The sequence below is a fragment of the Glutamicibacter bergerei genome (assembly GCF_054495185.1).
In genome coordinates, this window is the sequence record NZ_CM137131.1 from 2,623,880 (window position 1) to 2,636,399 (window position 12,520).

Annotated in this window: 12 protein-coding genes; 3 read left to right on the top strand and 9 right to left on the bottom strand. The window is 56.2% G+C overall.

What is annotated here, in order from left to right:
* Positions 1-33: 33 nt before the first annotated feature.
* Positions 34-2,364: a DNA 3'-5' helicase SftH gene (locus ACX5K5_RS12225; RefSeq protein ID WP_188685197.1), complete on the top strand. Its 2,331-nt coding sequence runs from the start codon at positions 34-36 to the stop codon at positions 2,362-2,364.
* On the opposite strand, the gene ACX5K5_RS12230 is transcribed toward ACX5K5_RS12225, so the two are convergent.
* From ACX5K5_RS12230 to ACX5K5_RS12260, 7 genes are all read right to left on the bottom strand, one after another.
* On the bottom strand, positions 2,355-2,744 hold the full coding sequence (locus ACX5K5_RS12230; protein WP_096257028.1) for an Rv3654c family TadE-like protein: 390 nt from the start codon (positions 2,742-2,744) through the stop codon (positions 2,355-2,357). The two genes, ACX5K5_RS12225 and ACX5K5_RS12230, sit on opposite strands and share 10 nt — an antisense overlap.
* Positions 2,741-3,076, bottom strand: coding sequence for a TadE family type IV pilus minor pilin (locus ACX5K5_RS12235; protein WP_459174443.1), 336 nt, complete (start codon positions 3,074-3,076; stop codon positions 2,741-2,743). The genes ACX5K5_RS12230 and ACX5K5_RS12235 overlap by 4 nt, the downstream gene beginning before the upstream one ends.
* A 3-nt stretch (positions 3,077-3,079) precedes the next feature.
* Positions 3,080-3,262 carry a DUF4244 domain-containing protein gene (locus tag ACX5K5_RS12240; protein ID WP_096257030.1) on the bottom strand — a complete coding sequence of 61 codons (183 nt, stop codon included), beginning with the start codon at positions 3,260-3,262 and terminating at the stop codon, positions 3,080-3,082.
* A gap of 112 nt (positions 3,263-3,374) precedes the next feature.
* Positions 3,375-3,908: a type II secretion system F family protein gene (locus tag ACX5K5_RS12245; RefSeq protein WP_459174444.1), complete on the bottom strand. Its 534-nt coding sequence runs from the start codon at positions 3,906-3,908 to the stop codon at positions 3,375-3,377.
* Positions 3,905-4,585 carry a type II secretion system F family protein gene (locus ACX5K5_RS12250; RefSeq protein ID WP_170947906.1) on the bottom strand — a complete coding sequence of 227 codons (681 nt, stop codon included), beginning with the start codon at positions 4,583-4,585 and terminating at the stop codon, positions 3,905-3,907. Before ACX5K5_RS12250 ends, ACX5K5_RS12245 begins: the two co-directional genes overlap by 4 nt.
* Before the next feature lie 5 nt (positions 4,586-4,590).
* Positions 4,591-5,823, bottom strand: a complete 1,233-nt coding sequence (locus ACX5K5_RS12255; protein WP_096257033.1) for a TadA family conjugal transfer-associated ATPase — start codon at positions 5,821-5,823, stop codon at positions 4,591-4,593.
* A complete protein-coding gene (locus ACX5K5_RS12260) occupies positions 5,820-6,875 on the bottom strand; it encodes a CpaE-like family protein (RefSeq protein ID WP_459174445.1) in 1,056 nt (351 codons plus the stop codon). The genes ACX5K5_RS12255 and ACX5K5_RS12260 overlap by 4 nt, the downstream gene beginning before the upstream one ends.
* A gap of 147 nt (positions 6,876-7,022) precedes the next feature.
* Here ACX5K5_RS12260 and ACX5K5_RS12265 point away from each other — a divergent pair, with 147 nt between their 5' ends.
* Positions 7,023-8,672, top strand: coding sequence for a bifunctional 3'-5' exonuclease/DNA polymerase (locus tag ACX5K5_RS12265; protein WP_459174446.1), 1,650 nt, complete (start codon positions 7,023-7,025; stop codon positions 8,670-8,672).
* A gap of 4 nt (positions 8,673-8,676) precedes the next feature.
* Here the strand turns inward: ACX5K5_RS12265 and ACX5K5_RS12270 are convergent, their stop codons facing one another.
* Both ACX5K5_RS12270 and nth read right to left on the bottom strand, forming a co-directional pair.
* On the bottom strand, positions 8,677-9,354 hold the full coding sequence (locus ACX5K5_RS12270; RefSeq protein ID WP_096257036.1) for an NUDIX hydrolase: 678 nt from the start codon (positions 9,352-9,354) through the stop codon (positions 8,677-8,679).
* A complete protein-coding gene (gene nth / locus ACX5K5_RS12275) occupies positions 9,351-10,088 on the bottom strand; it encodes an endonuclease III (protein WP_096257093.1) in 738 nt (245 codons plus the stop codon). Before nth ends, ACX5K5_RS12270 begins: the two co-directional genes overlap by 4 nt.
* A gap of 245 nt (positions 10,089-10,333) precedes the next feature.
* On the opposite strand from nth, the gene acs reads away from it, so the two are divergent.
* Positions 10,334-12,310: an acetate--CoA ligase gene (gene acs, locus ACX5K5_RS12280; RefSeq protein ID WP_096257037.1), complete on the top strand. Its 1,977-nt coding sequence runs from the start codon at positions 10,334-10,336 to the stop codon at positions 12,308-12,310.
* Positions 12,311-12,520: the final 210 nt, after the last annotated feature.

A 12,520-nucleotide genomic window follows, 5' to 3' on the forward strand; every position in this document is an offset into this window, starting at 1 on the left:
AACAACTCTTCGCTGCTCCGAGAGGCCCTATAAGTGAAGTCAGTACATGCGTTGTTGGATCCGTTTAACCGCCAAAACGATCCCGAAGCGGTGATTCACCGCAGAACCGTTGCGGCAAAAGACGAAATCACCGCGCCCTGGCCGCTCTGGCTCCACGATTCGGTACGCGAAACCTTCGAAGGTCTTGGCATTGCGCACCCCTGGCTTCATCAGGTGCAAGCGGCAGAATCAATTCATGCTGGAAACCACACAATCATTTCTACTGGCACCGCGTCAGGCAAATCTCTGGCCTATCTGATGCCGGGCATCGATCTGTTATACCGCACCCGAGAAACCGGGGCGAATGACGCTGCAGCCCAGGGAACGATCTTGTATATCTGCCCCACCAAGGCGTTAGCGGCAGACCAATTAGCTTCAGTCCAAGCCTTAGCCGTGCCCGGGGTTCGCGCGTCCAGCTACGACGGCGATACCGACCAAGGCACCCGCGCTTGGGTCAGGCAACACGCAAATTTTGTGTTCACCAATCCGGACATGTTGCATCGCGGGATCCTGTCCAATCATCAGGCCTGGTCACGTTTCTTCAAACGACTGCGCTACGTGGTCATCGACGAAGCACATTCCTATCGTGGCGTTTTCGGTGCGCATGTGGCGAACCTGATGCGCCGGCTACGACGCATCTGCACTCACTACGGAAACGACCCGATATTTATCGGAGCCTCCGCCACTAGCTCGGATCCGGAACAATCATTTTCGCGGCTTATTGGGGCGCCAGCTACCGCGGTCACCCACGATTTCTCGGCGTCAGGTGAGCTGGTCATCGGACTATGGGAGCCACCGTTGACCGATAGAACTGGGGAAAACGGGGCGCCAGTTCGCCGTACGGCCATTGCCGAAAGCGCTTCGATCCTCACAGATTTGATGGCTGAGCATGTGCGGAGCATCGTTTTCATCAAGTCTCGTCGTGGTGCTGAAACCATCGCAACGTTAACACGTAAGCACCTGGAGAAGTTTGCCCCGGAACTTAGCGTGCGGCTTGCAGCCTATCGCTCAGGGTATCTACCGGCCGAGCGGCGCGAAGTTGAAAAGCAACTACGCTCCGGTCAACTGCTTGGGGTGACTTCCACCTCTGCCTTAGAGCTCGGGATTGACATCGCTGGTTTGGATGCTGTGGTGGTCGCCGGTTGGCCTGGTACTCGCGCCTCGTTCTTCCAGCAAATTGGCCGTGCCGGGCGTAGCGGACAAGATGCTCTTGCAATTTTTGTGGCCGCCGAAGATCCATTAGATACCTATCTGGTTCATCATCCCGAGGCGATCTTTGAGCTCGGAGTCGAAGCGACGGTATTTGATCCACAGAATAAGTACGTCCTCAGCGGACACCTCTGTGCCGCAGCGCAAGAACATCCGTTGCGTCCCGAAGAGCTAGAACTTTTTGGCCCACAGACCGAAGAATTATTGGACTCGCTGGTGCAGCGTGGATACCTTCGTCGGCGTCCGGCTGGATGGTTTTGGACTCATCCGCAACATGCTGCTTCGATGTTTTCGATACGCGCCGATGGCGGGGGCCCGGTCGATATTATCGATGCTGATACCGGTGCCCTGCTGGGAACGATGGATTCACCTCAAACGCATTATCAGGCTCACCCGGGAGCCATCTATGTTCATCAAGGTGCAAGCTACCATGTCGAAGAACTCGACGAACAAAATCATGTGGTCGTAGTCAGCCGCGTGAACCCTGACTATTACACCACCGCTCGTGACCTGACCACGGTAGCTGTGCATTCTGAGGAACGCACCAGTAAACATCAAGAACTAAACGTATTCTTCGGAGAAGTCACCGTCACCACGCAAGTGGTCTCCTTTCAACGTAAATCGGTCGCCTCCAATGAAGTGCTCTCCGAAGAACCGTTGGAATTAGAAGCCCGCGAGCTACACACGAAGTCAGTATGGTTCACGCTCACCGAGCAACGCCTGCTCCAGGCAGGGCTTACGGTGGATCAGTTCCCCGGAGCCCTGCATGCAGCCGAACATGCAATGATCGGTTTGCTTCCATTGGTAGCTACCTCCGATAGGTGGGATATCGGTGGGGTGTCCACCGCACTGCACATGGACACCGGTCATCCCACGATCTTCGTCTATGACGCGCAACCGGGAGGCGCTGGATTCGCTGAACGCGGTTTCGAACGATTCCTCGATTGGGTCCGTGCGACTCGTGACGCCATTACCTCTTGTGAATGCGCACATGGTTGCCCCAGTTGTGTCCAGTCGCCAAAGTGTGGAAATCGAAATAATCCTTTGGACAAGCACGGGGCGGTACTCTTGCTCAATATTGTGCTGCGGGATATTGAACCGGCTCATCACCGCTGATCTAATGGTGGTGCTCCGGCGCGGGCGCGCGCCGTGGCATCAAACAACTGCACATCCAGGGCAGTGAAGTTCATTGGAACGCTCACGGTGACGCGCACCGAAGTCCCGTCGGCTTCCACCGCGCAGGACTGGAGCAGGGCGTCATTTTCTGCCGAAACACTCCCGGCGATACCGCAGGGGTCTCCCGCGCGCAGTCCCCTGGCGGTATCCGCGGCAGCTAAGGCAGCCAAATCAGCTGCAGATGCTGCGCGCATCGAGGCGTGAGTGGCCGCAGTCCAAAGCAGTACTGCACAAGTCAGGATGATCGCCACGGCGACCAGAGCGGTAACCGTCACGGTTCCGTTGCCGCTCTCGTCTTTCAGAAAATGTAGCCCGCTCATTCCAACACCACGCTTGCCTCGCCTCGTACCTGTACGTCTCCATGCAACGGGATACTTACTGACTTGGTGACGTGAACATTCGAGTATCCGCCGGCGGTGGACACCGAATACGTTGCGTCGTGACCGGCCAATCTGACACCGCTGGAGCGCACCACCGAATTTTCCTCACCACGTGCCAACTCTCTAGCCATGGCGGCAGCGGCCTGTTGCACTTGGATTTGCTTCATACCCAGCACCCCGAGACACAATAACAACGATAAAAATACGGCGACGGCCGGCAGTAGTACCGCAAATTCTGCGGTACTACTGCCTCGCTCATCATTGAGGTTCATGGCCTAGAGCGACAACGCTTTGCTAATCAGCCCCATGAGCATGCCACGCACATCCCCACTAGATAAGATGCTGATCAGCAATCCTGCGAATGCCACGGCGGCCAGAGTAACCATGGCGAACTCTGCGGTAGTTGAACCTTCTTCGTCGGCGAGACGCTCGGAAATTAAAGATTCCAGTCGTTTCATGATGTGTCCTTTCATTGGTTCCCAAATGCGAATTATTTGGGGGTAGTGATTTCAGCTTGAGTGAGATTTACGGGTGGCGTCCTAGGTTGCGTCCAAGCTGGGGATTACTTCGTTACAACCCCGGCAGCAGGGCAATAATCAGCGGCACGACGCCTAAGGCAATGAATGCTGGCAGAGCGAACGCGCCCAATGGCAGGACAAGTCTGGTGCCAAATTGTGCTCCAAGACGGGCGACTCTTTGGCTTCGTTCGCGGCGCTTTAGGGACGCCGCATTGCGCAATAGGCTTGCCGTGGGTGCCCCTGTCACGTGAGCGAAACGCAAAGCCTTTTCAAGGGGATGCAGCCACGGCGGGACCGAATGCCAGGCTTTGTCCCACTCCATGTTCATTTCCAAACAACGCGCCACCGTGCACAGCTGCTCGCTGTGTGGCACGCTTCGGCCAAGCGTGTCCAGAATTTCCTTGATTGGCATGCCAGAATCCAGCAAGCTCGCGCTGACATCCAGAATCAATTCGGAAGGGTGATTGTGAGCTTCCGTGGTCTTGTTGCGCTCCCTCTTCAGGTTTTTTGCCGGTGCCTTGCTCGCTGAGGGGATGAATAGGAGCAGTACCGCAACGAGAACACAACAGCATGCGAAAAGAATCATTGCAGTGCTGCTTTCGTTGTCGTGCGCAACAGGTATCGACACCACAGCCGGTTCAGTAACCATAGGGTCAGGCCGGCTGCCACGCTCAGTTGGGCCGCCCACGATGTGCTCAGCGCCCCGAGTACGTCAATCCCCAAAAGCATTCCTGCACCAAATCCCACAAGTGGTAGCCACGTCAGTAATTTGGTGGTTGCTTTGGGCCCGGCCATCGCAGCATCAAAAGCTTGAGACGCAACCAAATCAGCTTCCAAATCATCTGCCAAGCGTTCGAGTACCTCGGCAAGGCTGGCGCCACTACGTTCGGATACTTGTAAACACCAATGCAGGCGACGCACGCTCGATTGCTCGGTGCCAGAAAGGTTATTGGAGGAGGATTTGTGGGCCCCAAGTCGGTGCATCGCTCGTAATTGATGAAGCGCTTGATGCACTGGGCATTGGCTTTGTTCCGCGGTTAGTAGGGCGTCAACGGCTGGATAAAAAGTCAGTCCGCTGCGCACCAACGCTGCAAGTTCACGGATAGTTCGGGCATCTTCAGCCAACAAATTTTTTGGCTCGCCACGTCGTCGTAAAAGCCCTCGACTGTCGAAGTTTCGCCGGATAGTCCCGGACTTGATCTGCTCGGTACTTCGCGGAAACCAAAGCCAGAAAGCGAGCACACCTAACAAAAAGATCACCACGAGAATCACCTTGCGCCGTCTGCTAAGGCTTCGACAATCGCTTTCAACGTGTTCGCCCCAACTTTCTGTTCAAGCAATGGCATAAAAGAACTATCAATGGCATCAGTTCGTTGGGTGTCAATGACCGTGTCCACACGCATATGTCCGTCCCGATCCGTGCCCAAAATCCCTAGAGCCACGGGGCCACGCCGACCCTGAGGGCCACGTGACATATGGATCACAAGATCAAGTGCGCTGCTTGCCTGAAGGGCTGTGGCTTGCAGGTTCCAGCCAGCTAGTGCACCGAGGGCCGCCAAGCGGGCGGGAACAGCTTTGGGATTATTTGCGTGTAATGTTCCTGCCGCGCCTTGATGTCCGGTGTTCATCGCTGCCAAGAAGTCTCTGATTTCGGCTCCGCGACACTCTCCGACAATTAAGCGGTCAGGTCGCATACGTAGGGCTTGGATCACGAGGTCGCGTAGCTCGATGGTGCCGGCGGCTTCGACATTCGCTGCGCGGGTTTGCATGCTTACAACGTGGTGGTGATCGACTTGGAGTTCTTGGGAGTCTTCCACCACGATGATGCGTTGACCCTGATGGGCTAAGGAAAGCATCGCTTGGAGCAAAGTGGTCTTGCCACTGCCGGTGCCGCCAGTGATCAGAAAGTTTAGTTCTCGCCTCATGATTTCTTCGAGCAGAGGGCGCCACCAACTAGCAGTATTTTCCAGCACCCCGCTCAGATCTAAGGCCTGAGTTTTCTTCACACGTATCGAAATTAAGGGTCCTTGGGTCGCAATCGGAGGCAGAACTGCATGGACTCGATAGTGTTTTAAACTCATATCCATAAACGGGCTTGCATCATCTAGTCGGCGCCCGGATAACGTCGCAAGGTGTACGGCTAGCCTGCGCACCTGTTCTGCTGATCCAAAGACATAGTCGGTCAGTTCTAGACCACGTGGTGAGTCGGTCCATACCCGGCCCTGCCCATCAACCAGAACATCGGTGACCTCCGGCAATTGTGCGAATGGCTCAAGAACGGACAGCCCGGTAACTTCGTCTTGAAGGGCCTTCAACGATTCGGCAGCTCCAGAAGATCCCAAGGCAGCGCCAGAGTCCTGTACGGCACCGGCGAGCGCCACAGCATCTAGCTGTCCCCCGCTGGCCATCGCACGTTGCCGTACGGATTCGAGAATCCGAGCATCAACTTCACGCCGGTTTGGACGACCCGTGCCTTGTGCACTATGTTTGCCCGGGCTCATGTTTCAGTCGCCTCTTTCTGCGGTAAAAGTCGCAGATCCGCGATATTCTGCCGGACTTTTCGCGATCGCAAGACATCAAAGAGCGCCCCACGCTGAAGAACGCGAGTAATCTTTGGCAGGCTAAGAAAGTGGCCTAGATATGCACTACTTGCCGGAATTGAGTTCCGTAGATTTCTCGCACCGCACACAATGTGGGAGGTATTCGGGGGTTTACTACTGTCATCGCAGGTAAGGACTTCATGATCAATAAACTGTTCAATCACCGCATGTTGTGGATGTAAGGCGCGTCCGGTGTCGACGACGAGTAAGTCAAAACCTTGCCTGGCAGCGGCCAATAAGCGAACCACCAATTGTTCATCCACTCCGGCGCAACTGGCGTTTGAGGACCATGTCAGCACGGCGGTGTCCTGCAAATATGGAAGTGTGTCTACTAGTTGATGCGGTGCAAGTGCACCACCGGAACTACGAAGCTCCTCCCACCCGATTCCTGTAGGCGGGTCCAACGTCAGTCGAGGCCATAACCCGGTGGAATGTGGATCTAAATCAATGAGTAAGCTCTTTTGCCCACTCAACGTGCCAGCATGGGCGATGAGTGCAGCTAAGGTGCTGGTGCCTACCCCTCCAGCAAGGGATGCCAAGGACAGACAGTGAGCTTGTCCCGATCGCATCCCCCACAGTCCTAGATATTCTCCCAACCAATGGTGTGCGCTGGGTAAAATGGCAACCCGAGCGCGCGGAATCCTGCTTGCCACCGACCAGAGCTGTTGGTCATCTTCTTCGAAGCCAAGAATGACGTCACATAGTCCAGGAAAATCCAACGCGTCATCAGCCATATCAGCACCCCAAAGCACTGGGCCATGACCTGTAGCGGGCAGATCTTTCAGCTCGGCACACTGGTGGATACGCACCGCGGCGCCCAACGCGATCAAGGCACAGCTTTCAATCAGCCGCACATCGTTACTGACCAAAGTGCACACCAGTTCTTCTGCCTGCTCACGCTCTGGTTTCACCAGGACAAGTTTTTGGTCCTGAAGCGTTTGTTCGGTAGCCACGAAGCGTGAATCACTTGGAACCTGCGGTATGCCAATACCAGGGAAAGATAACCAATTCATAGTTGAACGGTGACATCGTTTTGTACAGTGCCGGGCGCACCCCTAGCAAACTGGGGATATTGTCCTTGGACAATGCACAATAGAGCCATGAGCATGCTTGCCTTTATCGGCGCAGACCCCGAAGGCTACGCCATCCTCGAACTGCGTCAGGCCCACAACGGTGCACCGGTCATCCCGGCCAGGTTGGTGTCCGCAACGGATTTTCCAATGGCCGTACGCACCATTGAAGACGAGCATTCTCCCCGGTGGATCATGTTGCGCACCACCCCGTGGATGCAGCCACTTTTGGCGCACGGTGTCTTCCTTGCCAAGGCACATATTCTTTCGCTTGCCCAAAGGATTTTGCATCGCAGCCCACTGAGCTCCGGTGCGTTAGATGATTTTGATGTAGATAGCCCGAATGCTCCGATACTCCGGCCAAATCAAGATGCACTGTTTGATTCTCCGGTTACCGGGGAAAGCCTCGATGACCTCGTTTCTATGTATCTGGCCCAGCGCCAGGCGCTACCTACCGAGAAGTCCGCGCGCAAACGGCTTGAACTACTTATTCATGCCGAGTCCGTGGGTGCGCTGGTAGCCTGCGAAATGGAACATACCGGATTGGCCTGGGATGAAAAGGCACATCGCGAATTATTGCGCGAGAAGCTGGGGCCCGCAGTGGGCGAGGGGACACGTCCGGTAAAACTAGCGCAGCTAGCCCAGTCTTTAGCCCACGCGCTGAACAGTCCAGGTCTGAACCCCGATTCCCCACAGGAACTTCTTCGCGCACTGCACCGTGCGGGATTTGCAGTTCAATCGGTCCGTGCCTGGGAATTAGAACAACTTAAACATCCACTTATCGAGCAGGTTTTGGAGTATAAAAAACTTTCTCGCTTAGCTAGTACCCATGGAGATGCGTGGCTAGACCAATGGGTCACCGAGGGCCGTTTCCACCCGCATTACATCTTAGGGACGGTCGCCTCTGGTCGCTGGGCTGCCAGTGGCGGCGGGGCTTTACAACTCCCCCACTCGATCCGCCAGGTCGTTCGAACTCCTGTGGGGCGAACCTTTGTCATTGCCGACGGACGGCAACTTGAACCACGCATTCTTGCTGCAATCTCCCAAGACCGTCAGCTCCAAGAGGCAGGCCAACAAGATGACCTGTATCAATGGCTTATCAACGCGAAACTTGTCTCCGACCGCAATGAGGCAAAGTTGGGGATGCTCTCGGTTATTTACGGGGGCGGTGGTGGCACCTCAGGTGCGGTAGGCGCGGCGTTGAAGAAGAACTTCCCACAGGCGATGGCCTATGTTGATCAGGCGGCGAAAGCCGGCGAACGCGGTCAAGGGGTGCAAAGCTGGTTAGGTCGGGGCTGCCCACCGGCGGACGAAGCTTGGATACAGGCCCAGCGAGCCACCCACGATGAGGCCGGGCAGCGAGCTGCGGACGCGGCGGCACGTTCACGCGGCAGATTCACACGGAACTTCGTGGTGCAATCAACCGCGGCGGAATGGGCTCTGGTGTGGCTAGGCCACGCCCGGCATCTGATTCGGCAGGCCGGATGGGGCGACACTTGCCAGCAAGTGTTTTTTGTTCATGACGAAGCGGTCTTTGAATGCCCGGTGGAATTGGCTCCGCAGCTAGGTGAATTAGTGCGCCACGCGGCATTGCTCGCCGGACGTACTCTCTTTGGAGAGCACAGCCCCAACTTCCCGGTCAGTGTCGGAATCTCGCAGAACTACGCTGAAGGCAAGTAACTGGCTAGCCCATCATGATTTCGCGTTGCCTGTTCCACGGCTTGTTCCAGCCCAACTCATCAAATAAGCGATCAAGCACAATGGCAGTAAATCCCCAGATCAAATGGCCCTCATATTCGAAGGCCGGGGATTTGAAGCGTTGTGCACCGCGGCGCACTACCGCGGTCAGCCGGTTATGCGGATTGAGCAGATGCGCCACTGGTACGCGGAACACATCCGCACTTTCACGCAGATCAGCCGCGTAAACCTTGGATTCGGTGTGCCACCAGCCGATCACCGGCGTGACGAGGAAACTCGATACCGGAAGTTCCGTCTCGGTCAGCTGACCGAGCACCTCAATCCCGGAGGTCTGAACTCCGGTCTCCTCCCATGCTTCGCGTAAGGCCGCAGCAACCGCTGAACCGTCCTCCGGGTCCACACCGCCACCTGGGAAGGCGACCTGCCCGGCGTGTTTGCGTAATGTTGAAGCGCGTTCAACAAAGAGCAAGTCAAGGTCTTGGGCCTTGGAATTTTCCCCCACCGCCTCCGCGGTGGCTGATCCGAAGAGGATGAGTACCGCCGCTTTACGCACGCTGTTGGCATCCAGCTGTGCAAAGACCCAATCCTTGGAAAGTTTGGTCGTGGAGCCCTTGCTTTGCTCGTGGGTGGCGATCACCTTTGCCAACTCTGTGCGTGCACTCATGCGTCTAATCCATATCCTTCGGCGCGCAGTTCTCGACGGGTAGCTCCATCAAGCATTTTCTGCAGTAGTTCTTCTTTTCCGGGGGCCAATTCATATTTGAGTAGCTTTTGGGCCTTGGCCGGAATTTCTTCACCGATTCCTGCCGAGGGGCAAAGCTGTGCCAAGACGCAGGCACCACACGCCGGCTTGCGGGCGTGGCAAACTCTGCGGCCGTGAAAGACTACCCGGTGGCTGAGCATGGTCCAGTCACGCTTTTCAAATAATTCACCGACCTCATGCTCTACCTTGACTGGGTCGCTCTGTCCGGTCCAGCCAAATCGATTAGCGAGCCGGCCGAAGTGTGTGTCTACGGTAATACCGGGAACGCCGAACGCGTTGCCAAGCACCACGTTAGCGGTCTTGCGTCCCACCCCGGCGAGTTTCACCAGATCTTCGAGCTTGGCAGGAACTTCTCCGCCGTGTCGCTCGACCAGTGCCGCGGAAAGCCCCAGCAGCGATTCTGTTTTGGCGCGAAAAAAGCCCGTGGGTCGGATGAGCGCTTCGAGCTCTGAGCGGTCCGCCTGGCTCATTGCCAGCGCATCAGGGAAACGGCTAAAGAGTGCCGGGGTAATTGAGTTAACCCGTACGTCGGTAGTTTGCGCGGAAAGTACCGTAGCAACCAGCAGCTCGAAGGGATTCTCAAAATCCAATTCTGCGACTGCATACGGGTATGCCTCGGCTAAGAGTCGGTGCATCTTGCGTGCACGCCGTTTCAGACCTAATTCAGATTCAACTTTTACTTTTGTTGCCACCAGATGATCGTGCCATGAGCCGACGATTTTTTCATTGTTTACCTGCACTTCGTCGCACTCTATGACCGTTCAGCGCAGAAATTGCCCACTGCCACCTCTGTGGTGACACAAACCACAGGTGTTAGCTTGTTGGCGTGTAACTTTGGTCACAGAGTAAATTTTGTTTAACCGAAAGGAAGCGATCACCGGTGAGTGATTCCAAGACCCTGGACAATCTATCCCATGAAACCCGAGCTTTTGCCCCGAGCAAAGAGTTCAGTGACCAAGCCATCGGTCAGGCCAGCCAGTATGCGGCAGCCAAAGAAGACCGCCTAGGTTACTGGGCGCAGCAGGCACGTAGCGTACTGACCTGGGATACAGATTTTGCCGAAACCTTGGACTGGTCGGAGGCTCCGGTAGCCAAATGGTTTGTCGGCGGAAAACTCAACGCCGCCTACAACGCACTAGATCGTCACGTAGAAAACGGCCTCGGCGACCGCGTCGCCATTTACTTCGAGGGCGAACCAGGAGATACCCGCACCTACACCTACGCGCAGCTCACCGAAGAAGTGAAGAAGGCAGCTAACGCCTTCGAATCCTTAGGAGTAGTTAAGGGTGACCGTGTGGCGGTATACCTGCCAATGATCCCCGAAGCGGTCATCACCATGCTCGCCTGCGCACGTATCGGTGCCATCCATTCGGTAGTCTTCGGCGGTTTCTCTGCCGACGCGCTACGTAGCCGTATTGACGACGCGGATGCCAAGCTTGTGGTCACCGCCGACGGCACCTGGCGCCGCGGCAAGCCATCCGCGCTGAAGCCAGCGGTAGACGCTGCGCTAGAAAAGCCCGGCCACACGGTAGAAAACGTGGTGGTAGTTAAGCGCAATGGCGAACAGACCGCCTTCGGTCCGCTGGATAAGTGGTGGCATGAGGTAGTAGACGCTGCCAGCACCGAACATGAGGCCCCTGCTCACGATTCCGAACACCCGCTGTTTGTGCTTTACACCTCCGGTACTACCGGTACCCCAAAGGGCATTGTGCACACCACCGGTGGTTATTTGGTCCAGGGCGCGGTCACTCACCGCGATACCTTTGATCTGCATCCCGAGACCGACGTGTACTGGTGCACCGCCGATATTGGTTGGGTTACCGGCCACTCCTACGTCACTTACGCGCCATTGATCAATGGCGCCACCCAGGTGATCTACGAAGGAACTCCAGACACCCCGCATCAGGGACGCTGGTGGGAACTGATTGAAAAGTACAAGGTCTCGATTCTTTACACAGCACCCACCGCGATCCGCACCTTCATGAAGTGGGGCCGCGACATTCCAGACGGATATGACCTATCCTCCTTGCGCGTGCTTGGCTCAGTAGGCGAGCCAATCAACCCCGAAGCGTGGATGTGGTACCGCGATGTCATCGGCACCAACAACGGTAAAAACGGTGAACGCAAGGAAAACCCCACCCCCATCGTGGATACCTGGTGGCAGACCGAAACCGGCGCGCATATGATCACTCCACTGCCTGGCGTCACCGCGACCAAGCCGGGCTCGGCTCAGGTTGCCGTTCCAGGAATTAGCATCGACGTGGTAGATGAAGCCGGCCAGTCCGTTGCCGATGGCGAAGGCGGTTTCCTGGTCATCCGTGAGCCTTGGCCCGCCATGTTGCGTGGCATCTGGGGCGATATGGAACGCTATAAGTCCACCTACTGGTCCCGTTTTGATGACATGTACTTTGCTGGTGATGGTGCCAAGAAGGATGAGGACGGGGATATTTGGTTGCTCGGTCGCGTCGATGACGTGATGAACGTATCCGGTCACCGTCTATCCACCACCGAAATCGAATCCTCGCTAGTGGCCCACCCATATGTGGCCGAGGCCGCGGTGGTCGGTGCGAAGGACGAAACTACCGGCGAAGCCGTGGTGGCGTTCGTCATCTTGCAGACGGAACCTGCCGAGGGCGAAGACGTGGTGGCAATCCTGCGCAACCATGTGGGCAAGGATATTGGTCCCATCGCCAAACCACGTCACGTACTGGTGGTTCCGGAGCTGCCGAAGACTCGCTCGGGCAAGATTATGCGACGTCTACTCAAGGACGTGGCCGAAGGCCGCGAAGTGGGCGACTCCACCACGCTGTCCGATGCTGATGTGATGACACAGATTGCGCAGTCAATGAAGAAGTAGCACTGGCTGGTTTTCATGAGAAGCCGTCACCGCCCTAGTTCATTTTCCTGCAACTCTTTGAGGGGTTGTCGGAAAGTGCCGGGGATGGTGGCGGCTTCTTTGTGCTCGTTTCATCTGAGCTCCCCCACTAAAACAAACTTGAGCTCTCAACATTACGACAGATGTTACGGGCAAGCACAGCTAAATTTCCGCCTATGAGCCCCGTAATAC